At 51.0% G+C, this 22,387-nt stretch carries 25 protein-coding genes and 4 pseudogenes; 11 read left to right on the top strand and 18 right to left on the bottom strand.

The genetic code is table 11. The features are described from left to right. Nucleotides 1–110 precede the first annotated feature (110 nt). Together QJT81_00495 and QJT81_00490 are read left to right on the top strand one after the other, a co-directional pair. Entirely contained in the window at nt 111–923 is an 813-nt protein-coding gene (locus QJT81_00495; GenBank protein ID WGZ94497.1) for a hypothetical protein, read from the top strand. A gap of 2 nt (nt 924–925) precedes the next feature. Further along, entirely contained in the window at nt 926–1,876 is a 951-nt protein-coding gene (locus QJT81_00490; GenBank protein WGZ94496.1) for a patatin-like phospholipase family protein, read from the top strand. A gap of 111 nt (nt 1,877–1,987) precedes the next feature. Here the strand turns inward: QJT81_00490 and QJT81_00485 are convergent, their stop codons facing one another. Further along, a complete protein-coding gene (locus QJT81_00485) occupies nt 1,988–2,557 on the bottom strand; it encodes an energy-coupling factor ABC transporter permease (GenBank protein ID WGZ94495.1) in 570 nt (189 codons plus the stop codon). Between QJT81_00485 and QJT81_00480 the strand changes: the two genes are divergently transcribed. Next, nucleotides 2,556–2,945: a VanZ family protein gene (locus QJT81_00480; GenBank protein WGZ94494.1), complete on the top strand. Its 390-nt coding sequence runs from the start codon at nt 2,556–2,558 to the stop codon at nt 2,943–2,945. The genes QJT81_00485 and QJT81_00480 overlap by 2 nt on opposite strands. On the opposite strand, the gene QJT81_00475 is transcribed toward QJT81_00480, so the two are convergent. The 4 genes from QJT81_00475 to QJT81_00460 are packed head-to-tail and all read right to left on the bottom strand — an operon-like array spanning nt 2,942 to nt 5,627. Then, nucleotides 2,942–3,682 carry a DUF3299 domain-containing protein gene (locus tag QJT81_00475; protein WGZ94493.1) on the bottom strand — a complete coding sequence of 247 codons (741 nt, stop codon included), beginning with the start codon at nt 3,680–3,682 and terminating at the stop codon, nt 2,942–2,944. The two genes, QJT81_00480 and QJT81_00475, sit on opposite strands and share 4 nt — an antisense overlap. 1 nt (nt 3,683) lies before the next feature. Further along, the gene (locus tag QJT81_00470; GenBank protein ID WGZ94492.1) at nt 3,684–4,943 is read right to left on the bottom strand and encodes an ABC transporter permease; all 1,260 of its coding nucleotides are present in this window, start codon (nt 4,941–4,943) and stop codon (nt 3,684–3,686) included. Continuing rightward, on the bottom strand, nt 4,940–5,197 hold the full coding sequence (locus tag QJT81_00465; protein ID WGZ94491.1) for a VF530 family protein: 258 nt from the start codon (nt 5,195–5,197) through the stop codon (nt 4,940–4,942). Before QJT81_00465 ends, QJT81_00470 begins: the two co-directional genes overlap by 4 nt. Beyond that, nucleotides 5,181–5,627 carry a SprT-like domain-containing protein gene (locus QJT81_00460; GenBank protein WGZ96528.1) on the bottom strand — a complete coding sequence of 149 codons (447 nt, stop codon included), beginning with the start codon at nt 5,625–5,627 and terminating at the stop codon, nt 5,181–5,183. The genes QJT81_00465 and QJT81_00460 overlap by 17 nt, the downstream gene beginning before the upstream one ends. 453 nt (nt 5,628–6,080) lie before the next feature. Between QJT81_00460 and QJT81_00455 the strand changes: the two genes are divergently transcribed. Together QJT81_00455 and QJT81_00450 are read left to right on the top strand one after the other, a co-directional pair. After that, entirely contained in the window at nt 6,081–6,236 is a 156-nt protein-coding gene (locus QJT81_00455) for a hypothetical protein (protein WGZ94490.1), read from the top strand. Beyond that, nucleotides 6,193–7,503 (top strand): transposase, encoded by a 1,311-nt coding sequence (locus tag QJT81_00450; protein ID WGZ94489.1) that lies wholly within the window; start codon nt 6,193–6,195, stop codon nt 7,501–7,503. The genes QJT81_00455 and QJT81_00450 overlap by 44 nt, the downstream gene beginning before the upstream one ends. Nucleotides 7,504–7,539: 36 nt before the next feature. Here QJT81_00450 and QJT81_00445 read toward each other — a convergent pair whose 3' ends face one another. Then, complete coding sequence (locus QJT81_00445; GenBank protein WGZ94488.1) at nt 7,540–7,836, bottom strand: hypothetical protein; 297 nt, start codon at nt 7,834–7,836, stop codon at nt 7,540–7,542. A gap of 102 nt (nt 7,837–7,938) precedes the next feature. On the opposite strand from QJT81_00445, the pseudogene QJT81_00440 reads away from it, so the two are divergent. Next, a pseudogene (locus QJT81_00440) lies at nt 7,939–8,589 on the top strand (IS30 family transposase). A 48-nt stretch (nt 8,590–8,637) separates the two neighbouring features. On the opposite strand, the pseudogene QJT81_00435 reads toward QJT81_00440, so the two are convergent. Beyond that, a pseudogene (locus QJT81_00435) lies at nt 8,638–9,679 on the bottom strand (IS630 family transposase). 79 nt (nt 9,680–9,758) lie between these two features. On the opposite strand from QJT81_00435, the pseudogene QJT81_00430 reads away from it, so the two are divergent. Continuing rightward, nucleotides 9,759–10,007 (top strand): annotated as a pseudogene (locus QJT81_00430) (hypothetical protein). 2 nt (nt 10,008–10,009) lie between these two features. Here the strand turns inward: QJT81_00430 and QJT81_00425 are convergent. Together QJT81_00425 and QJT81_00420 are read right to left on the bottom strand one after the other, a co-directional pair. Beyond that, on the bottom strand, nt 10,010–10,216 hold the full coding sequence (locus tag QJT81_00425; protein WGZ94487.1) for a hypothetical protein: 207 nt from the start codon (nt 10,214–10,216) through the stop codon (nt 10,010–10,012). Then, nucleotides 10,206–10,568, bottom strand: a complete 363-nt coding sequence (locus QJT81_00420; protein ID WGZ94486.1) for a hypothetical protein — start codon at nt 10,566–10,568, stop codon at nt 10,206–10,208. The genes QJT81_00425 and QJT81_00420 overlap by 11 nt, the downstream gene beginning before the upstream one ends. A gap of 357 nt (nt 10,569–10,925) precedes the next feature. On the opposite strand from QJT81_00420, the gene QJT81_00415 reads away from it, so the two are divergent. Beyond that, nucleotides 10,926–11,060 carry a hypothetical protein gene (locus tag QJT81_00415; GenBank protein WGZ94485.1) on the top strand — a complete coding sequence of 45 codons (135 nt, stop codon included), beginning with the start codon at nt 10,926–10,928 and terminating at the stop codon, nt 11,058–11,060. A gap of 19 nt (nt 11,061–11,079) precedes the next feature. Here QJT81_00415 and QJT81_00410 read toward each other — a convergent pair. Continuing rightward, nucleotides 11,080–12,127 (bottom strand): annotated as a pseudogene (locus QJT81_00410) (IS630 family transposase). A 115-nt stretch (nt 12,128–12,242) separates the two neighbouring features. On the opposite strand from QJT81_00410, the gene QJT81_00405 reads away from it, so the two are divergent. Continuing rightward, nucleotides 12,243–12,908: a hypothetical protein gene (locus tag QJT81_00405; GenBank protein WGZ94484.1), complete on the top strand. Its 666-nt coding sequence runs from the start codon at nt 12,243–12,245 to the stop codon at nt 12,906–12,908. Between the two features lie 36 nt (nt 12,909–12,944). Here QJT81_00405 and QJT81_00400 read toward each other — a convergent pair whose 3' ends face one another. The 8 genes from QJT81_00400 to QJT81_00365 form a co-directional block, all read right to left on the bottom strand. Further along, nucleotides 12,945–14,366 (bottom strand): transposase, encoded by a 1,422-nt coding sequence (locus QJT81_00400; GenBank protein ID WGZ94483.1) that lies wholly within the window; start codon nt 14,364–14,366, stop codon nt 12,945–12,947. Nucleotides 14,367–14,554: 188 nt separating this feature from the next. Beyond that, the gene (ppk2, locus tag QJT81_00395; protein WGZ96527.1) at nt 14,555–15,370 is read right to left on the bottom strand and encodes a polyphosphate kinase 2; all 816 of its coding nucleotides are present in this window, start codon (nt 15,368–15,370) and stop codon (nt 14,555–14,557) included. A gap of 351 nt (nt 15,371–15,721) precedes the next feature. Further along, a complete protein-coding gene (locus QJT81_00390; protein ID WGZ94482.1) occupies nt 15,722–16,396 on the bottom strand; it encodes a PspA/IM30 family protein in 675 nt (224 codons plus the stop codon). 14 nt (nt 16,397–16,410) lie between these two features. Further along, a complete protein-coding gene (locus tag QJT81_00385) occupies nt 16,411–16,683 on the bottom strand; it encodes a YiaA/YiaB family inner membrane protein (GenBank protein WGZ94481.1) in 273 nt (90 codons plus the stop codon). 132 nt (nt 16,684–16,815) lie between these two features. Continuing rightward, complete coding sequence (locus QJT81_00380; GenBank protein WGZ94480.1) at nt 16,816–17,679, bottom strand: class I SAM-dependent methyltransferase; 864 nt, start codon at nt 17,677–17,679, stop codon at nt 16,816–16,818. After that, nucleotides 17,676–18,587: a hypothetical protein gene (locus tag QJT81_00375; protein WGZ94479.1), complete on the bottom strand. Its 912-nt coding sequence runs from the start codon at nt 18,585–18,587 to the stop codon at nt 17,676–17,678. Before QJT81_00375 ends, QJT81_00380 begins: the two co-directional genes overlap by 4 nt. Nucleotides 18,588–18,777: 190 nt before the next feature. Then, nucleotides 18,778–19,530 (bottom strand): helix-turn-helix transcriptional regulator, encoded by a 753-nt coding sequence (locus tag QJT81_00370; protein WGZ94478.1) that lies wholly within the window; start codon nt 19,528–19,530, stop codon nt 18,778–18,780. Nucleotides 19,531–19,732: 202 nt separating this feature from the next. Further along, nucleotides 19,733–20,743 (bottom strand): class 1 fructose-bisphosphatase, encoded by a 1,011-nt coding sequence (locus QJT81_00365; GenBank protein WGZ94477.1) that lies wholly within the window; start codon nt 20,741–20,743, stop codon nt 19,733–19,735. A gap of 278 nt (nt 20,744–21,021) precedes the next feature. On the opposite strand from QJT81_00365, the gene QJT81_00360 reads away from it, so the two are divergent. Then, entirely contained in the window at nt 21,022–21,630 is a 609-nt protein-coding gene (locus QJT81_00360) for a sigma-70 family RNA polymerase sigma factor (protein ID WGZ94476.1), read from the top strand. Nucleotides 21,631–21,652: 22 nt separating this feature from the next. Then, the gene (locus tag QJT81_00355) at nt 21,653–22,387 is read left to right on the top strand and encodes a hypothetical protein (GenBank protein ID WGZ94475.1); all 735 of its coding nucleotides are present in this window, start codon (nt 21,653–21,655) and stop codon (nt 22,385–22,387) included.

Raw genomic sequence — 22,387 nt, 5'->3', positions numbered from 1 at the left:
TCTCTTGTATCCGCCAAGCGTAAAAATGTTCGTGCCTATCTGCTAAACATTGTGCTCTAAACGGTGATCGCGTTTCATGAAACATTCTGTCAGAACGCGGTAACTCTTTCATGTTCGCTAATAAAAATAAGGCTTTTCTACAAACGTATCTGCTGCTCATCTTACTGGTGTTAGGTTTTGGTTTAGGGGCAACAGCATCGGCGCATCAGGCTTATAATTTGGCTTTGTCAGTGAAGCTCCCCCCTGAATTGATGATTACGGCTGGAGAGGTTGAGTGGAGGATCCGCTCTCAAGAGACGGGTATCGAACAACGTTATGTCGGTTATGCGCCGCTGCTGGCCTTACCTGCTGGGCAATACGCAGTAAATCTGGCTATTGGCACGTATACCACTCAACAAACAATAACAGTACTGGCTGAGCACACCAGTAGTGTTCCCTTTAGTGCTCAAGTGGGACGTGTGCGGGTTAATAGTAGCTTAAATGCAGATTGGAAAATTATTGCTCAAAATGGAGAGTCTGCTGGAAAAATGGTGAGTCAAAGTAGTGATACCCGTGAACTCAATGTGTTATTAGCCTCAGGTGAGTACGAGGTCGTCGCTACTCGTGGGAACGGCATACAACATTCGCAACGTCTCCAGGTGAATGCTGGTAAGCTCAGTGATGCCAATATTCAGATACCTTCAGGTAAAGTCACCTTGGTTGCTACCTTGGATAATGGTCCGGCATTACGCCCGATGAGCTGGACGGTATACCGGCTTGATGGAGGTAAGCAAACCGTTGCAACACCTAGACGTCATTCTGCTAATCTAGAGGTTGCACCTGGTCATTATGAAGCCGTAGCAAAACTGGAGGGTCAGGAGCGTCGCCGTGCCTTCACTGTATTGACGGATACCAGTAACTTGATTGTGATTGCAATGGATTAACTATGTCGCACACTCCCCGGATTGGCATTGCGTTGGGTAGCGGTTCCTCGCGTGGTTGGGCGCATATTGGCGTATTGCGAGCCTTAGCTGAGCGAGGAATTCACCCTGATATTGTCTGCGGTTGTTCGGTGGGTTCGATTGTTGGGGCTGCTTATGTTGCGGGACACTTGGATGCACTGGAAACGGGCGTACTGGCATTAAATCGCCTGGAACTCATGCGTTTTTTCGAGTTGAACCCGTCGTTAAATGGTTTTGTTAACCGCGACAAACTGCAACAGTTTTTTCAAGAGCATGTGTGTGACGAGCACTTACAGATTGAACAATTGCCCCGAAAATTTGCGAGTGTTGCTACCAACTTAGAAAATGGGCGCGAAGTTTGGTTTACCCAAGGTACGGTCTTAGAGGCGGTGTTTGCCTCCATTGCCCTGCCCGGTTTGTTTACCCCTTATCGGCAGGCTAAGCAATGGTTGGTAGACGGTGGTTTAGTCAATCCAGTACCCGTTTCCTTGTGTCGAGCCTTGGGTGCAGAGGTTGTCATTGCGGTGAATTTAAATGGTAACGTTGCCCGCCGTTACGCGCACCATACTCAAAAGAAAACACCTGAGCCAGCCCTCAGCAAAACGGGCAATGGCAATGCGTCTAAGGCAGAAACACTGGTGGATACCTTAGCGGCGTCATTACGCGGCTATTCAGCAGCATTATTGCCTGATACTAGCAGTAAACCGAAAGAAACGATGCCGGGATTGATGGATGCACTCGCCGCTTCCATCAATATCATGCAAGATAAGATCACCCGCAGCCGGATGGCTGGCGACCCCCCCGAAATTTTGCTGATGCCTCAACTAGAACACATCGGTTTATTGGAATTTCACCGTGCTGGTGAAGCCATTGCAGAAGGCTATGCCACGGTGGAGCGCTTACACGCTGAAATTAGCCGCGTAGTCAGCAGTTAATGCGGCTTATCATCCTCGTATTTGCGTAGGTAACGCGCATCATCAAACACCGGAATGCATTGCGGTGCATACACCACTGCAATCGCGACTAGCATCCCGTTGATGATGCCTTCAGGGAACGTTAGAGATTAAGAGTGGAATAAAGGGCAAGTAATAGGTTTGCAGGTAATGTGCGCTAAAGGTATCTGTCCACCACAGTAACCAACTGCCAGTGAGAACAACCGCCACGCTGCTGACAATCGCGGCAAGGAATCCGTTCACGAATACAAAAATGAAGACATTGGTAGGCAAATGCTGCTGACTCCAGCGGAGTAGCTGAACAGTAATTAAGATGGGAATGCCGCCCATGACCAAGGTATTCAGCGGAATTGCCAGTAAACCCGCTTCTACGCGCCACAATGCAATACTGACAATGACGGTGGCAGCAAGCAGCGCTAACCGCCAGCCGAACATTAAGGTGATGACGGTCATGCCCAGTAAATGAAAGTTTAGGGTGCTACCAATACCTGCTCTTAATAGCCATATAATACTTGCAAATAGAATAGCACCTAGGTAAACATGCATGTGTTCACGCACGTATGCCCAGTTGGCATAGCGTATTGAATGCCCCAACAAGATAAACAACAGAAAACCGGCAACGATAAGCCAGTCTTCATTAAAAACACTAGCAGGTATATCCATGCAAGCCATCCTCTCACGATTCACCCTGAACCAACCACAAACCCGACTCTTAATGAAGTTTTTGTTCGTTGCCTTGGCATTACTTGGCATTGTTGCTGCATTACTGCCCGGTAGTGGAGAAGGTTTACCCCACGCCGACAAGTTGCTGCACGCCGGTGCGCTATTTGGGTTTGCGCTATTGCTCGATTTGGCAACCACCCGCAGTTTCTGGCGCTGGCAAGTACCTATACTCCTTAGCTACGGGGCTTTCATTGAAATTGCGCAAGCCTTTACGCCATGGCGATCGTTTTCCGTTGCAGATTTTGTGGCAGATGCAACGGGTATCTTGTTGTACTGGCTGTTGTGGCGCTTGGCGTTACAACGCATTGTGCCACATGCTAACGGTTAATCCTGCCGCTGTTGGGATTCGTCGTCCTGGTAGATTTCTACAGAAGCATCCTTGATTTGATAGCCTGCTTCAGCAAGGTCGGTGTGGACTTGTTCGGTCACAATCGTGCCGGAAACCCAGACAGGTTCATACATGCGTTCCATACCGATACTTTTGCCCTCTAATGGCTTGATCAATAAGGTTTGGTTGAGCGGTGGTGGTGGGACGTGGATACACGCCCCAAAGTACGGGACGAGTAGGAATTCTTTTACCATGCCCTTGTCTTCATCGACTTCCAGGGGGGAGATGAAGCCAGGAATTTTGACTTTTTTACCATTAAGCGCTGGGTTGACTGGGGCAGCATTAAGTTCAGATTGCATTTTTTCCATCACTGCGTCTTCTGCTGGGTCGCCTTCGGGGATGGCATCAATTTGTGGCTGGTATTTTTTGATGATTTGCTCCAGCCCCTGCCCCGGTAATTCGAGGTCTTCCCACTCAATTTCAGTGAATTCACCGTCTTGCTTAGGTGTGCCATCTGTTGTTTTCGCTATTTCTTGGATAGGTGTACCGACAGCAGGCGCATCGACGGGCAATTCGGCTTGTATGGCAGTTAACGCATCAGCAGCAGAGCTTGTTTCGGCTGAGGTGGTCGCAGGCGGTGTACTGGTGTTAGTACTGGTTTCAACGGCTGGCTTTTCTTCACCACAGGCGACTAATAGACTGGCAAGTACCAGTGCAGGCAGAATTGTTGTCTTCATCTTAAACTCTTACGGTCAAACCATCTTGCAACGACCGCTGATACGCAATCGCTCCCGGAATCAGGCTGAACAGTAGCGCAAGCACAGCCACTACTGCAAGCAACAAGCCGTCATTCATATCAGGAATCCACGTACTCAGATAAAACCCGTATTCCGCCATCACCCACGGACGTGCCGCCAACAGCCCTATGAACACTAGCCCTGCCCCTAACAGGCAACCCAATACCGCCAACACCCCCGCTTCCAGCACAAACAGCAAGAACACCTGACGCGGGTGTGCGCCTACTGCCCGTAAAATTGCCATTTCGCGCCGCCGCTCGTTCAGGGTGGAAAGCAGTGTGGTTAACATGCCCAGCAAGCCCGCGATGACCACAAAGCCGGTGATAATCCGCAGCACGTTTTCAAACATGCCAATGGCTTGCCACAATTCTGCCAACGCTACGCCGGGGACGGTTGCCAGCAAGGGTTCGCGCTTGTAGTCATTGATTTCACGCTGTACCCGAAACGCGGCGGCGCGGTTTTTCAGCCCCACCATAAACGCGGTAATCACTTTAGGTTGCAGGTTTTTCTGCAAGGCTTCGTCGGCACTGATTTGGTAGCCGGGGATTTTTGCACCGCCTACCCAGTCGATGTGGATGGCTTCAATGCCTTCCAGCGAGACATGCACGGTGCGGTCAATCGGTGTGCCAGTGGGCTTAAGAATTCCCACTACTTGAAACGGCTTGTCATCGTGCAAGGTAAAGCTAGTTGCCGCCGCACCGTGCGCAATCACAATTTTATCGTGGAGTTGGTAGCTGAGTTTACGCGCCACTTCTGCGCCCAACACGGCATCAAACACGCCTGCAAACGGCTTGCCTTCAGCAAATTCCAGCAAGCGTTTATCGCCGTGGCGGTAATAACGAAAATAATCCTGATTCGTGCCCAACACCCGATAGCCCTTGTGCGAATCACCGAGGCTGATGGGAATTGTCCAGTCCACCAGTGGTTTGCTGGCAATGTCTTGGTAGGATTGCCAACTGATATTGTTGGTGGCATTGCCGATGCGGAACACACTGTAGAGCAGTAACTGCACCGGGCCACTGCGTGCGCCGACCACCAAATCCGTGCCGGAAATGGTGCTGAGGAAACTGCTTTTGGCTTCCTTGCGGATGTATTCCACGCCCAGCAAGAGCGCGACGCTAATGGCGATGGAAAACAGCGTGAGCAGCAAACTGGCGCGGCGGTTCCACAAACTGCGGAGGGTGAGGTTTAGCAGGATCATGATTCGCGCCGTTTTTCCCGTAACATAAAGCCGTACAACCCTTCGACTTTTTCTCGCGCCCACGGGGTTTTGCGCAGGAATTTCAAGCTGGAAGCCATGCTGGGGTCACTGGCAAAACAACGCACCGGAATGCGCTCGGCTAAGCCTTCCCAGCCGAAATAGTCCACGAGTTCGGTGAGGATGGTTTGTAATGTCAGGCCGTGCAGTGGGTTGTTGTTTTGCTTTCGGGGTGGTTGGTTAGTGGGTGAGTTCATGTGTGCTTTCATTTTGAGTTAGAGGATTAAGTGGGAATGACGCCAAGGGCAATGCGTTCAGTTCGCTCCGCGCCTCGCGCCACTGCGGGTAATGTTCGCTGAGAAGCGCAATGAAACGGTCATTGTGGGTCGGCTCCAGCAGATGAACCATTTCATGCACCACTACGTATTCCACCAAATCCTTGGGTTTTTTCACCAGTTCCGTATTAAGGCGGATGTTCCCTGCCTTGTGGTTGCAGCTTCCCCACTTGGTTTTCATGCGTTGCAGGAAATACGCCTGCACGGTAACGCCTAATTTGGGTTCCCATTTTCGCAGCAGTTGGCGGATGAAATCGTGCAGCAAGGATTTGTGCCATTCGTGCATAATCCTTGCGCGTTCTGCCTGGTCTGTGTCAGCCCGCACCACTAGCGTGATGCGTTTATGGTCGATTTCAATCGTGGGGCGGAACGGGGTTGCTGCAATGTTTAGCAGGTATCTGCGCCGTTATTCTGAACCTATACAAACCTACTCATGATAGATTTATTGTCAGATTTCTGCTTCATCGAGGCTGCCCAGAGGAACGGCTTGGTTATTGCCATTAAAACTCCCACAGTGGGGGGCTTTACGCTGATGAGGCGACCGCTTGCTCCCCTAGGTCTCACGACCTCTCCACAGACTTTACATCCGGCGTAACTCGCCGTAGGTGATTGTGCCAAAGCAACCGGACTTACCTCTCAAAACAGGTTCAAGAAAACCGTCAATCACCCCAATAATCTAGTAGATAGTGCGCTATTTCTCCACATTGATAACGACCTCAACAGTCATAAGTTCTCCCCATTCCCCCAAGCAGCACGAAATCCCTTAGAGTAGGCGTTACCAGCGACCTATTATCCAAGGGACATCATGCTAGTTGATCTATACCAGAGCCTTCACCACTTTAAAAGTGAATTTTCGCGCCAGCGAGCATGGCTATTGTTTTGCGCCATCATCCTGAAGCTTTTTAGCGGCGACCGAGATGAGCGGGGTCACGTCGATGTGCCGTTACTGGTTATCGGATGAACGGGGCTACCATCGGTTGCTCCATTTTTTTCGTGCCGGGTCTTACCATCCTGAGCGGTTACGGGCGAGCTGGCAGCGGTGGGTGTTGTCCCATGCGCCGCTGGTTGAGGTGGCGGGGCGTTTGGTGGTGCTGGGCGACCATACCCATGTGGTTAAGGATGGTGGGCGGATGCCGGGGGTCGTTTCCTTGCGGGAAACCTCGGAAACCCAAAGCAAACCGGACTATTTCCGGGGGCAGTGTTGGGGAGCCGTGGGGTTGTTGGTGGGGAGCCTGTCCGCCTGTTTCTGCCTGCCGCTGAGTTTGCAAATCCATCAGGGGTTTCGGTATTTGGGGGAAGAGGATGCTAACGACCCGACACTCAAACTGGGGACACGGGTGGTGCAGATGGCGTTGTCGTTTGCGCAGGTGAATGACCGCCCGGTGTGGCTGGTGCTGGATGCGTTCTTTGCCACGGCTTCGGTGTTCCGGCTGGCACGCTCGGTTTGGTCGGTGGCGTTACAACAACCACTGGTGCAGGTCATCACCCGCGCTAAAAAGAACTATGTGGCCTACTTCCCTGCGCCACCCAAACCGCCGGGAAGGCGTGGGCGGCAACGCCAGTACGGGATGAAGCTGGTGTTGTGGGAAGCCTTTGACCATGCTGATTTTTTCCGTGAAGTGACCCTGTGCATTTATGGCAAGGAGGAGTCGGTACGCCTGATGTCCCATACCCTGTGGTGGAAACCGTTAGGGCAGCCGCTGCAATTTGTCTGGGCAGTCACTTCCCGTGGCCCCATCCTGCTGATGTGTTCGGATTTGGTGCTGGACGCGGAAACCATCCTCACCCTGTACTGCCGACGCACCCGGATTGAAACCTTGTTTGATGCCCTGAAAAATACCATGGGCGCATTCCGCTTCCACTTCTGGAGCCGTTACCTGCCGCGCCATTCCCGGCGACCTACCGCCAATCGGCATCTCAAAGCCCCCCAAGCACAGCACCTCCCCACGGTGGTGGCCTGCTGGCAGGCAATGGAAACCTTTGTGTTGTGTGCCTGCATCGCCACCGGTTTGCTACAACTGTTTTCCCTCAAGTACCATGAGGGGCTTTGGAAGCAGCAGGTCTTGTATTTGCGCACCCGTTCCCGTGAATTGCCTTCCGAGAACACCGTGCGACAGATTTTAGCACCACTACTGGCACGGCAATTACTGCGCTCTCCCCCCAAAGCCTTCTGGTGGCGAATTAACGCGGCCGTCAACGGCGATGAGGACGATGATAGGCAAACATGAACCGCTAACAGCGGGAAAATACCCATAATCAAGGTGTTAAAACAGCAGTTCAGTAAGGCTGCTGCCTAACATCATGCTTGGTTTTGGGGGAATGTCACGACTGTTGAGTTCTTTAAGAGCTTCTAAACCGTTAGGTTGTAGGTAGGCGTTTAGGTAGGCAAGCAGCGTGGCTTCTGTAATCCTTTCCAATCGTTTGATTTCCTTATGCGTCAACTGTTGGGATTTCAGGTACAGCACGGACATTTTCTTACGGACTCTGGGATGAGGATGGCGCTCCTTCCAGTAGAACAGCTCCGCTATCTCATCCTCAGTGAAAGTGATTTTTAATGTCATACATTACTCATGGCTGCTTTTGTTACCAGTCATCTAACCATATTTCCCTGATCAAAAAAACTATTTTATGGCACGGACTGGTATATCGAAACCCGGCACAAGATGAAGGAATCGACGGCAACAATCGCGTTAACCTTGGGGCGCAGTCAATCGACGATCAGTCGTGAACTGACCCGCAACCGAGGTCAACGCGGCTATCGGCACAAGCAAGCGCACGCCAAAGCGCAACAACGCCATGCGGACAAGCCCAAAGCGGTCAAGTTGACCCCGGAACTGACGGTCAGCATTGATACGCTGCTGGAACAGCAATGGAGTCCTGAGCAGATCAGCGGTCGACTGAAAGCGGAAGGCAAAACGACTATTTGCCATGAAGCCATCTACCAGCATGTACTCAGGGACAAGCGTGCGGGCGGCAAGCTGTACCTGAACCTGCGCCGCCATACGAAGAAATACCGCCAGCGTTACGGCAGTAAAACGGGCAGCGTCAAAGGCATCCCCAACCGGGTGGACATTGAGGAACGCCCGGAAGTCGCCAATCAGCGTGAACGGCTCGGTGACTGGGAAGCCGACACCATGATCGGCAAGGGACACCAAGGCGCACTGGTGACACTGGATGAACGCAAATCCAAGCTACGCCTAGCTTTTCCAGTGGCAAACAAGACCGCAGAAGCCGTGACCAGCAGCATTATCACCTTGCTGGACAGCTTCAAGGATTGGGTGCACACGCTCACCTTCGACAACGGCAAAGAGTTTGCCAAACATGAGCAAGTTGCCCAAGCCCTTGGGTGCGAAACGTATACTTCAACCGCCCATAATTGCAGATTCCTCAAAGGTCTGAAAGTTGAGAGTCAGCAAGGAGTCCAAGGCTTTTTTATGCGTAGTGTGGGTTTGTGCCAAACAGGCATCAATGGCCTGCGCAAACGCGGTAAAGTTTTCATGGTAACGTGAATACAGGCATTCCTTCTTCACAAACTTCCACAGGCGCTCAATCAGGTTCAGGTTGGGGGAATAAGCGGGTAGGAACAACAGTTCGATCCCGAGTGTTTGGGCGAATGTTTGTACCAGGCTACAGCGCTGGTAACGGGCATTGTCCATCACCAAGGTCACCGGGACATCCAGGGCCAATGCCTTGATTTGCCGAAGCAACTGACAAACACTTTGGGAGTTGATGTAACTGTCATTGGTCACGGTGACCAGTTCATGGGTGACTGCATTCAACGCACCGAGGACATTGTAGCGCTGGCGTCCGGCAGGGGCGCGGATGAACAGCCGGGTGAAACACCACAGGAACCCCAGAAACGGGGCCAGGACAAAATGGGCGGCGTCGACAAAGAAAACGGCGCGTTTTCCGGCCTTGGCCTCCTCAAGACGCGGCTCCAGCTCTTTTTTTAAAAGTCTCCTGGGCAGCAGGGTCGGCTTTCGCCGGTATCATCCCCACCTTCCTGACGGACAAACCCAAGTCATGCAGGAATAGCCGCACGGCTTCCCGCTTGAGTTCAAGGCCGGTTAAGCGCTGTATATCAGCGATCGCCTGACTGATCCGGGTCGGTGGATGCTTCTCAAAATGTTTCTTCAGGGGCTCACGGAAAGGTTCCAACCGGCGGGTTGGGCGACGGAAATCCAGTTGTTCCAAGGCAGCGATCCCACCTTGTTGGTAACGTTTCAAATAACGGGTGACCGTCGTTGAACTCACCTGTGCCAGCCGTTCAATGTCCCCATGCGCCATTCCCTGGCTTTTTAGCCACAACACTTCCATCCGTTGGCGGACGCGAGGGTGGGCATGGCGGTAACGCCCCTCATTCAAGGCGGTTTGATCGGATTCGCTGAAGTCTATCTGGATCATGGAAAGGACGACCGGTTGCCAATAACAGCCGTACTTTGCTTGAGGGCTTCTCATTATTCAACAGCTATTCACGGGCAAAGTATATTTCGCCAAGCCCTACCATTCGTGGGAGCGTGGGCAAAATGAGAACGCCAATGGGCTGTTACGCCAATACTTCCCCAAGGCAATGGGGCTATTGGACGTGACCACCCGACAGGTACTGGAGGCTGTACATAAACTCAACAACAGACCAAGGAAGTGTCTGGGATTCAAGACACCTTACGAGGTGTTCCGAGAACTATCCGGCATAGAGGCCGAAAAGTTGGTGGGTTATGCACTTATTACTTGAATTCACCATTGCCAAGCGGCATTGGCGGCGTTTGAACGGCTGCAAGCTGGGCAGAAACCGGGATAATGCCCGGTGTGCAAGCCCGGCGGGGCTTTCACTAAGAGCCGTGTGCCAGTCCAGCGGGTAACGCTTGCTCCGCTGGCTGGTTGCTTACTTCCCCTAGCGGTTGGGTTAGTCCTGAAAAGACCGCCATTATTGTTAATTTGCATGAATCGCAACTGAATAAAAAATAATCGCATTGTTTCCCGGAATGGTTTGTGCCAAAATCTGCCCCGCTTCTGAAAACCAAATACTTACAATAATTCTGCCTAATTGATAACCATGACTCACCCAGATATTACTTGGTACTTCGCTACTGTGCGTTGGCTTCCGCCGTTCCTGTTTGCAGGGATGGGCATGATTGACCTTATGGTGCAGGAAAGCCGTAACGAGCCACCCCATTGGGTATTTATTGCCATTTGCATCACTTTTGGTCTTCTGCTGTTCCGGGTCGGTTGCCTGCTGATGGACTGCCAAGGGAGCAAGATAAGAACGGCGCTGGCGCATAAAAAAGAAAGGCACGAACAGGGGAGTACGCGCCTTTCAAGTCTGAGTGTCGGTGTGAAAAAAACCGCCCCGTATTTTGATTATCGGTTAAGAGTTGCGCAGTTTACCCCCCCCCCAATGTATAAAATTCAAGCTATTAACATCGCCATATTGCCCATAATGGTAAAATCTACAAACCTTTGCGCCAAAATTGTTGGCGACAGGTACGGCAGAAACACAAGGTTTGGTCGGGTTTCAACAATTTTTGCCACCAAGAACGGTGGGTAATCACCCAAACCAAAGAGCCACAGTGTGGGCAGGGATTTTGTTTCCACGCACTAAGACTAAGTTGGTTGGTAGGTTGGTAGGTTGGTAGGTTGGTAGGTTGGTAGGTTGGTAGGTTGGTTGGTTGGTTGGTTGGTTGGTTGGTTGGTTGGTTGGTTGGTTGGTTGGTTGGTTGGTTGGTTGGTTGGTTGGTTGGTTGGTTGGTTGGTTGGTTGGTTGGTTGGTGGGTTGGTGGGTTGGTAGGTTGGTAGGTTGGTATACCTTACAGCGTCAAGACCTGAACATTTTTAAAGGTTTGAAAATTTGTTGTCATCAACTGGGTCAGTTCTTTCTTGTGATCGGTATCCAGCTTGTCGAGACAGTTGGTGATGGCCGCCTTGAAAGCGGGAAACTTATCATAGTATTTCGAGTACAAGCATTTTTTCTTGACGAACTTCCACAACCGTTCAATCAGATTGAGGTTGGGTGAATAGGTCGGTAAAAATAATAGTTCAATATTGAGCCTTTTCGCACAGGCAAACACGGCTTCACAGCGTTGATACTTGGCATTATCCAAGACCAAAGTGATCGGTATTTTGAGTGCTAACGCTGCAATTTTTTCCAATAATTCACACACGCTGTTAGCGTTGATATAGGAGTCGTTAGTGATCGTGATGAGTTGTAGCGTTATCGCATTGAGTGCGCCCAATACGTTGTAGCGTTGTCGACCACAGGGGGCTTTGATGAATACGCGGGAAAATGACCACAAAAACCCCAGAAACGGTGCTAACACGAAGTGGGCGGCATCGACAAAAAAAGGCGCGTTTGCCCTCCTTAGCCTCCTGAATGCGCGGTTTTAGTTCATTTTCCAGGAACTTTTCTTGTGCTTCTACATCAGCTTTGGCGGGTATCATCCCCACTTTATGGATATTCATCCCTATTTTCTTCATAAAGACACGTACCCTGTCCTCACTGCGTTTGATGCCTGTCAGCTCCTCAATCTTAGCGGCTGCCGCCTTGCTGGTTGCGGGGGGATATTCACGAAAATAGGCTTCAATCTTGTCTTTATATGCCATCAAATCACTCTGTGGTTTATTGAATCGTATTTCTTTAAGAGCTTCTAAACCGTTAGGTTGTAGGTAGGCGTTTAGGTAGGCAAGCAGCGTGGCTTCTGTAATCCTTTCCAATCGTTTGATTTCCTTATGCGTCAACTGTTGGGATTTCAGGTACAGCACGGACATTTTCTTACGGACTCTGGGATGAGGATGGCGCTCCTTCCAGTAGAACAGCTCCGCTATCTCATCCTCAGTGAAAGTGATTTTTAATGTCATACATTACTCATGGCTGCTTTTGTTACCAGTCATCTAACCATATTTCCTTGATCAAAAAAAACTATTTTATGGCACGGACTGGTATAGGTTGGTAGGTTGGTAGGTTGGTGGGTTGGTGGGTTGGTGGGTTGGTGGGTTGGTGGGTTGGTGGGTTGGTGGGTTGGTGGGTTGGTGGGTTGGTGGGTTGGTGGGTTGGTGGGTTGGTGGGTTGGTGGGTTGGTGGGTTGGTGGGTTGGTGGGTTGGTGGGTTGGTGGGTTGGTGGGTTGGTGGGTTGGTGGGTTGGTGGGTTGGTGGGTTGGTGGGTTGGTGGGTTGGTGGGTTGGTGGGTTGGTGGGTTGGTGGGTTGGTGGGTTGGTGGGTTGGTGGGTTGGTGGGTTGGTGGGTTGGTGGGTTGGTGGGTTGGTGGGTTGGTGGGTTGGTGGGTTGGTGGGTTGGTGGGTTGGTGGGTTGGTGGGTTGGTGGGTTGGTGGGTTGGTGGGTTGGTGGGTTGGTGGGTTGGTGGGTTGGTGGGTTGGTGGGTTGGTGGGTTGGTGGGTTGGTGGGTTGGTGGGTTGGTGGGTTGGTGGGTTGGTGGGTTGGTGGGTTGGTGGGTTGGTGGGTTGGTGGGTTGGTGGGTTGGTGGGTTGGTGGGTTGGTGGGTTGGTGGGTTGGTGGGTTGGTGGGTTGGTGGGTTGGTGGGTTGGTGGGTTGGTGGGTTGGTTGCCATTACTCAACAGTCGTGACATTCCCCCAAAACCAAGCATGATGTTAGGCAGCAGCCTTACTGAACTGCTGTTTTAACACCTTGATTATGGGTATTTTCCCGCTGTTAGCGGTTCATGTTTGCCTATCATCGTCCTCATCGCCGTTGACGGCCGCGTTAATTCGCCACCAGAAGGCTTTGGGGGGAGAGCGCAGTAATTGCCGTGCCAGTAGTGGTGCTAAAATCTGTCGCACGGTGTTCTCGGAAGGCAATTCACGGGAACGGGTGCGCAAATACAAGACCTGCTGCTTCCAAAGCCCCTCATGGTACTTGAGGGAAAACAGTTGTAGCAAACCGGTGGCGATGCAGGCACACAACACAAAGGTTTCCATTGCCTGCCAGCAGGCCACCACCGTGGGGAGGTGCTGTGCTTGGGGGGCTTTGAGATGCCGATTGGCGGTAGGTCGCCGGGAATGGCGCGGCAGGTAACGGCTCCAGAAGTGGAAGCGGAATGCGCCCATGGTATTTTTCAGGGCATCAAACAAGGTTTCAATCCGGGTGCGTCGGCAGTACAGGGTGAGGATGGTTTCCGCGTCCAGCACCAAATCCGAACACATCAGCAGGATGGGGCCACGGGAAGTGACTGCCCAGACAAATTGCAGCGGCTGCCCTAACGGTTTCCACCACAGGGTATGGGACATCAGGCGTACCGACTCCTCCTTGCCATAAATGCACAGGGTCACTTCACGGAAAAAATCAGCATGGTCAAAGGCTTCCCACAACACCAGCTTCATCCCGTACTGGCGTTGCCGCCCACGCCTTCCCGGCGGTTTGGGTGGCGCAGGGAAGTAGGCCACATAGTTCTTTTTAGCGCGGGTGATGACCTGCACCAGTGGTTGTTGTAACGCCACCGACCAAACCGAGCGTGCCAGCCGGAACACCGAAGCCGTGGCAAAGAACGCATCCAGCACCAGCCACACCGGGCGGTCATTCACCTGCGCAAACGACAACGCCATCTGCACCACCCGTGTCCCCAGTTTGAGTGTCGGGTCGTTAGCATCCTCTTCCCCCAAATGCCGAAACCCCTGATGGATTTGCAAACTCAGCGGCAGGCAGAAACAGGCGGACAGGCTCCCCACCAACAACCCCACGGCTCCCCAACACTGCCCCCGGAAATAGTCCGGTTTGCTTTGGGTTTCCGAGGTTTCCCGCAAGGAAACGACCCCCGGCATCCGCCCACCATCCTTAACCACATGGGTATGGTCGCCCAGCACCACCAAACGCCCCGCCACCTCAACCAGCGGCGCATGGGACAACACCCACCGCTGCCAGCTCGCCCGTAACCGCTCAGGATGGTAAGACCCGGCACGAAAAAAATGGAGCAACCGATGGTAGCCCCGTTCATCCGATAACCAGTAACGGCACATCGACGTGACCCCGCTCATCTCGGTCGCCGCTAAAAAGCTCAGGATGATGGCGCAAAACAATAGCCATGCTCGCTGGCGCGAAAATTCACTTTTAAAGTGGTGAAGGCTCTGGTACAAATCAACTAGCATGATGTCCCTTGGATAATAGGTCGCTGGTAACGCCTACTCTAAGGGATTTCGTGCTGCTTGGGGGAATGGGGAGAACTTATGACTGTTGAGTTAGCAGAAAAGAGGGAGGTTATTTCGGGACAGTTCTTAAACACCTCATCCCACCTCACCTAAACAAAGTGGGAAGAGTCAATGACTAACGCCCGTGTTTAGCTGTTGTTGCCGCCAAAGCTGGCTCGCCCAACGATCAGCGGGTCAGCTTGGTTGATGTTGCGTACATCTTTGCCTTTGTAGTCCATTTTGTTCAGCACATAACGCATGGCGTTGAGACGCGCCCGCTTTTTACAGTCTGATTTGATAATGATCCACGGGCATTCGGACGTGTCAGTGTGGAAGAACATCGCTTCCTTCGCCTTGCTGTATTCATCCCATTTTTCGAGGGAGGCTAAGTCAATCGGGCTAAGTTTCCACTGTTTGAGCGGGTGAATTTCACGCTCTTTAAAGCGACGGCGCTGCTCTTTGCGGCTGACGGAGAACCAGAATTTAATCAAGTGAACCCCACTGTTAACCAAATGGCGTTCCAATTCTGGGGCTTGACGCATGAACGCAAGGTATTCCGCTTCATTACAAAAGCCCATAACACGTTCAACACCGGCACGGTTGTACCAAGAGCGATCCATCAACACGATTTCACCGGCAGACGGTAAATGTTGGATATAACGCTGGAAATACCATTGCCCGCGTTCCATTTCAGTGGGTTTTTCCAGTGCCACCACCCGAGCACCCCGTGGATTGAGGTGTTCCATGAACCGTTTGATGGTTCCGCCCTTACCGGCAGCATCGCGGCCTTCAAACAGAATTACCACCCGTTGCCCGGTTTCGCGTACCCATGCTTGCAGTTTGAGTAATTCGACTTGCAGGTGGTATTTTTGTTTTTCGTAAGCCTTGCGTGACAGACGATTTTTGTAAGGGTAAACCGCCGAGCGCCAGTCATCGACTAATTCATCATCGGGGCTGACGGGCATTCTGGCTTCGTATTTTTGCCAGCGTAACAGGGCGGCTTTCAGTGCGGCAGCGTCATCTGGCGATGCGCCTTCCAGAATCGACTCCAATGCTTTGAAGGCGGCGGCGCTATCGGTTGGTCTAGGGTCGGTGTGTTCCAAAATGTCTTCGGCGGCACTGATTTGGGCATCTTGCGCTTCCGCACTGGCTTGCAGTACGGCAAACGTTTCCACCGCTTCGGCGGTAATCGGGTCAGTTTCCATCGGTTCGCTTGCGTTAATTTGCTCTTTATCCATTAGGCACTCCACATTTTTTTCATCAAATTTTAACTTTTCCATGTTAGCAAACCTAGGGCAAACAATTGCTGACAAATGTCAGGGCTGAGGGGGGTTGCGTAAGCGTGCCAACACCGCTGCGGCTTGTTCGCGGGCATGTTGTGCAGATGGCAAGTCGCCGTTGAGGTAAGCATCAATGTCTTGCTGAGCCTGCATTTGGTCGTCAAAAGCATCGTGGCGTTGGCGAATTCGCTCTAACGAATCTTGCATCCGTGCAAATTTGTCGCTGTGCACATTGGCATGGCGGGAGAGTTTGCCAACCGCTTGCTGGGCGTGTTGGGTCGCTTGTGCCATGCGCAATTCAGCGCGGTAATGTTCCAGCTTGTTGGCGGTGCTTTTCAGGGTTTGCAACAGCCGCTGTTCGTAAGCGTGCAATTGTGCGTGTTGGCGCTGTTGCTGTTCTAGCCGGGTTTCGTGTTGGCTGAAATCTTCTGCCAGTGACAGTGCGGCGGCTTCATCGCCTTGTTCGAGGTGGCGGCGAATCAGGGTTTCCTTGCTCGCCAGTTGGTTTTTTTGCGCCTCAAGTTGGCGTTGCAGGCGTAATTTGTCAGCCATCACTTGTGCAAGGTGTTGCTTGGCTTCGCGCAAATGGCTTTCGGATTCGTAAATCTCCTGCCCCAGAATGCGGGTGGCGTTGGCATCGACGGCACTTTCCAGCACTTCACGTGTGCCACCCCGTACCGCCGTGGCGAGTTTTTCGATTAAGTAAAACATGCGGATTGCCTCCCTTACTCGGCGTATTCTTTGAGGATTTTGTTGGTTTTGGCTTCGCTAATGCGATTCAGCAAACGTTGCGCTTCGTGCTCATCCCGCAGGGTTTTCGATAGCATAATAGTGGAGCTGACAAGAAACAGGGAATTTAGGGCGAGGTAGCCTTTGGTAAGCAGATTGCCTTCGAGGAAGAAGATGAAAGCAGCCATCCCTACCAGCGCAATGCCGAAGGTGAGTTTGACGAAGAATAACCAGCTACTGGAGTTGGGCAGGGTGATATTGTCGTTCATGGGGTATTCCTCTGATTGCGATTAACAGTTGTTATGCTCTGAGAGGAAGATTAGGGGATGGTTGTGCTTGGCGCAACGTGAACGGGAGAAGTTGAATTAGGCACGGCTCAGGGCATTGCCGGACAATACTCATTAGGTGTATTGATGTTTAATTACCCGCAACACATTCCCATAATACAAATCCTTACCCGTGCGCGTCTGCATCCACAACTCACGCACCTCGCACTGTTGCGGTTTGAAATATTGATGCGCCAAGCGGGTGATTTCCGCCAAGCCAATCGTGGGCGAATACGTGTTGAGAATCAGAAACCCGCGTGATGTTAACAACCCTTGCACGCCTTCCAATAACGCTTCCAGCTTATTGTCGAGTTTCCATTTTTCGCCCTTTTTACCCAGACCCCACGCAGGCGGATCCATAATAATGCCCTCGTAATGCCGCCCGCGTTTGAGTTCGCGCTCCACGAATTTGAGTGCATCTTCGCGCACCCACTTAATATCAGCGAGTTTGCTGCGCTCCATATTGGTATGCGCCCAAGTCAGCAATTGCTTGATGGAATCCACATGCAAGGTTTCCGCACCGGTTTGCCGTGCGATGCACGATGCCGCGCCAGTATAGGCAAACAGGTTGAGAAAGCGCCCCTCAGCGGGCAAATGTTCCGCAATAAAATCCCAATTGCAGCGCTGTTCGGGGAACAGACCAAGGTGTTTGAAGCGGGTTAATTCAAGCTGGAAACGCAGCCGCTGGTAGCCGATTTCCCACGTCATCGGCGCAGCATCACGCAAGGGATACCAAGTACCACTGTGCTTGTCGGTTTCCATAAACTCCCAATGTGCCAGCGTGCGCCATTCGCTGTGAGGCTTGCCGGGTTTGAAATAGGCTTGCACTTCTGGGCGAATGGTGAGGATCTTGCCCCAGCGTTCCAGCTTTTTACCGTCGCCCGCGTCGAGCAGTTCGTAGTCATCCCAGCCGTGGGTGTAGAGGCGTTGTTGCGTCATTTAGGGGAAGTCTTGTTGGAAAAAGAGGAACGGTAGGTGGCTAGTTTGTGCAATTGTGCCTCAATCACCCGCTTACTGTCATGCACAGGCATCAACGCCAAGGTCGGCAAGCTGTAACGGCTAAGCGTTGTTGATGTGGGCGGATTCGCTTTATCGGCGCTTAGCTCGTTCGTAACGGGCGGCGCTGTTGGTGGTTGTTCCGCTTGCCGAGGGTTCAGGACAATCGTGGTATCAATGGGCGGTACCGCCGTGGCACTGACAATTTTGCCAATAATTTCCACCCGTTCTTCTGAAGAAAACTGGGTGATGACATCCAGCACCTTCATGCGTACTTCATGCGTCAGGTGGCGCTCTTCCAGATTGTATTGATGGCATTGTTTGAGGTGCATAATTTCCACCCTAGAACGCCGCCAGATAAGAAATAAGACGGCTCCCGACCCTGATAACACTAAAATTATTGCGACACCTGCGCCGGATACGAGGTAAATACGGCTTTCGATGCTTTCTGCTTTTTGTTTTTGCATGGTGGCATCGTGCGTCAATTTCATGCCCAATTGCGCATTATCGGCGGTCAATTTTTGCTGGTTAAGGGTGTGTTTCGTGGTGGATTCAAGCTGTTTGATGGCAATATCGGCTTGCTGCTTCTGTTGCTCGGCTTGGGTTTTTTGATTTAATTCCCATTGTTCGGTGGCAAGTTGCCGCTGAATGCGTAACTGTTCCAATTGTACGTCATGGTTTAAGGTTTGCTGCTGGAGGTAAGTTTGGTAATTGAGTTGTTGCTGATTCAAGGCCAAATCACGCTCTAAATCGAGTTCTTTTATCTGCACTTCATGCTGTTGCTTATCGTCATCCAATTGCAACTGCATTCTTACTTCATCAGCAGTACGTGGCTTATTGTCTTTAATCAAAGCGTAGCCAAGGAAGACGCTAAACAAACCAATTATAAATATTATAAGCACAGCAATGGGTTTCATAAATAGTCTGCGCCAAGGACACTCAAAGTAAAATGAACGAGATGTTTTGGTTTAAAAATACAGAGTATCTCAGTCAATTTCAAGGAAAAATGACTGGTGGATACCACACATTGATCAATGGGTGCTACATCCGAGGCAGTAGCTTGCGCTGATCACCGAATAGGCGTTCGTAATCCCAGTCGCGTATCGCCAGCAGCACAGTCGACCCTTTGCGTTCGCCAATCGGCAGGCTGGCATCATCCTTGCTCAGGGTATCGAAATCTTTGGCTAATTGCGCCATTTTGCGCTGGAACAGGGCGTTACTGGCATCGCTCAACATGCCATTGAGTACCACCAGTTTTTCGTTGTCTTTGGTGAAACGTGCGCGGAAAAATTCGGTTTCGATTTTGGCGAGAAATAATTTCATGATCGGGCCATCATCGCGCCATTTGAAATTGGGGGCAACTAACAGCTTAATGCGATTCCCCGGCTGCAATTCGATAATGTGCAAACGGTCGAGATGTGCAAGGTAGCGGATCACTTGCGCTTCGCTAAAGTTGTAACGGTTGGTAATGTCTTGCCATGACCAGCGATTCAGCACCAACACAGTGACGAGCAACAGGTGCAAATCGTCGGCAATTTCCTTTTCCTGTGAATGGCTTAACTCGCTGATCGGCTTGGCGTGTTCGGAGCGCATTTCGTGAACAAGATCGGAGATTTCGAGGCCCATTAAGGTACAGATTTTATCCAGTCGTTGCAGCGATAAATCTTGTTCGGAAAACAGGCGTTTGACGCTGGCTTCAGAGAGTTGCAGGCAGGCTGCTACGTCGGCATAGGTTTTATTGTGGCGTTTGAGTAGCTTTTTCAGGGTAGTAATAAGTTCGGTGGTCTGCGGCATGGGTACTTTAGTCGTGCGAGTTGACAGTAAAGTATCGAATTGTAACAGGATTTAGCTACAAGTGACCTGCCTGAAATAGCTTCCGCCCCCTGCGAGAGTTATGAGAAACGGCAGACATTGCACACCGAAAGTCTCCCCCGAACTTGGTGTCCCAAAGGACAGGCGGGTTGTGCAATGCCTTCCGAAACCTTTACAAACGCTGTTAAGCGTTGTGGTAGCCCGTCACTAATTCAACTTCATTACGTGATCCCATGACCACTGGCACACGCTGATGCAGGTCAGTTGGCTGGAGTTCCATAATGCGTGAATAAGCCGTGGTCGCCATACCACCCGCTTGTTCAACGATAAAACCCATGGGGTTGGCTTCATACAACAGACGCAACTTGCCGGTTTTGCCCGCTGCTTTCATTTTGCTATCCATTGGATAGATGAAAATGCCGCCACGGGTCAGGATACGGTGAATTTCTGCTACCATTGAAGCAACCCAACGCATATTGAAGTCTTTGCCACGCGGCCCTTCAACACCCAGCAAACATTCGCTGATGTAACGCTGCATGGGCGGTTCCCAATAACGTTGATTGGAAACGTTGATCGCAAATTCTTTGGTGTCAGCAGGGATTTTCACGTCTTCGCGGGTCAGCAGGAATTCACCGCAATCTTTGTCGAGGGTAAACATGTTCACGCCATTGCCGGTGGTCAATACCATAATGGCGGAAGGCCCGTACAGACAGTAGCCCGCTGCTACTTGTTTTGTTCCCGGCTGCATGAAATCAGCGGCAGTCGGGTTTTCGACGCCTTCAGGCGCTTTGATAATGGAGAAAATCGTACCAACCGATACATTTACATCCATATTAGAGGAGCCATCCAACGGGTCGAATGTCACCAGATAGTGACCGCGTGGAATATTGCTAGGCAGATTATAGACTTCATCCATTTCCTCAGAAGCTAACGCTGCTGCGTGACCACGGGAAAGAGCCTCGATCATCACGTCGTTGGTGATGATGTCCATTTTTTTCTGCTCTTCACCCTGAACGTTTTCAGAGCCAGCAGAACCCAAGACGCCAATAAGGTCGCCCTTGCTGGTTAAGGCTGCAATTTTTTTGCAGGCGAGTGCGATGTCATTCAGTACGCAGCTAAATTCGCCGGTTGCGCCTGCATGTTTACGTTGTTCTTCGAGGATAAATTGTGTCAGTGTGGTGCCAATTTGATACATACCCAGCTTCCAAGGTTAGAAAGAAAAAATCGTGTATCAGTTGATTATGATATGCTAATGGATGGCTTGTAAATAAAAAAAGGCGGATCCGAAGACCCGCCAGACTTGCGAGGGAGTATTATAACTTTGAATATTACTAGTTAAGTGTGTAGTGTTGCTGATGAGTCGCAACCACAACGTTAGTGGTTCAACGCAAGTTGAAAAAAGATTATTCATTATTTTTTTGGATACTGATCCAAATTAATTAGAACCGAAACAGCAACGAGAGCGACATAGAGATGGAAGGCCACTCACAAGGCAGCAAACAACCGACTGACACCTCAAGCAAGCTGAGCGACGAAGCCCTGATGGAAAAAATCAGTCAGGGAAGCCAGCAGGCATTCAGTCAGTTATACCTGAGATACCAACCTAAGTTGGTAAATTATTGTTCACGCGTGTTACGTGACGATATTGCTCAGGCTGCTGATTTAGTCGATGAGGCTATGTTTGATGTTTGGCGGTCAGCGGAAACGTTTGCAGGCAGGTCAAAAGTATCGACGTGGATTTATTCTATCGCCCGCAACAAAGTCGTGTCGTGGTTACGTAAAACCTCGGAAGTGACACTGGAAGATGAGTCGATACTGGATGCCATGATTGACCCTGCTGCTGGCCCTCATGAGGAGTTGGCATTGGATGATATGAAACAACAATTGTTACGCATGATGAACCAGCTAACGGAAGAGCATCGTGAGGTCATCAAGCTAACCTATTTTGAAGATAAATCAGTCAAAGAAGTAGCAACACTTTTGGACATTTCCGAAAACACGGTCAAGACACGTATGTTTTATGCCCGTAAGCGCTTAGCGCAGTTATTGGAAAAGGCCGGAGTCGTTGGCTTCGACTTTTAAACGGTATTCGAGACTATACGTTATGAGCCAATACCCACATGGCGACCCTATTGAAGAAGCACGGCTACTGTTACCTTGGTTTATCACGGGAAAGTTGAGTGAGCCAGAGCGTAAATTGGTGGAGAACGTACTGGCAAAATACCCTGAGTTAGCCGATGAATATCGCCGCGAACTCAAGATGGTGGAGATGATTCGGGCTAATAATGCACTACTACAATTATCGGCCGTTGATACGACTCAACAACGCCTAGAAAAGTTGATGAGGAGAATCGAACGCGAAGAGCACACGGGAAATGTCCCTCAGGCTTCGCTAACACGCCAACCCGCCTGGCTAAAAGACTTTAGGCAAAAATTACGTCACTTTTTCTCAAACACTTCATGGTTAATACCGGCTAACGCTGTTTTTGCCGCATTGCTATTGATTCAAGCAGGTTTTTTGGGTTGGTTTGTTTACACCAACAGTACTTTACAAGACAACAGTATTTATGTGACAGCTACTGCTACAGATGATCCTGCGGCTGTGCCTCTCGTCAAGGGTATGGTTTTACTGGTGGATTTTAATGGGGAAGCCCAAATGCATCAGGTACGGGAATTTTTGCTACGTTGGAATGCACGTATTGTGGATGGCCCTGAAGGTGGTGGCCTCTTCAAAATTGAAGTAAAAGATGTTTCGCCATCTGCTCAACAATCCGACGCTATCCTGCAACAAATGGGGCAGGATAATACCGTTATCGCTTTCATCGGACGAGAATACTGA

The organism is Candidatus Thiothrix putei, assembly GCA_029972225.1.
GTDB lineage: Bacteria > Pseudomonadota > Gammaproteobacteria > Thiotrichales > Thiotrichaceae > Thiothrix > Thiothrix putei.
This window is presented reverse-complemented; position numbering and strand designations above follow the sequence as displayed.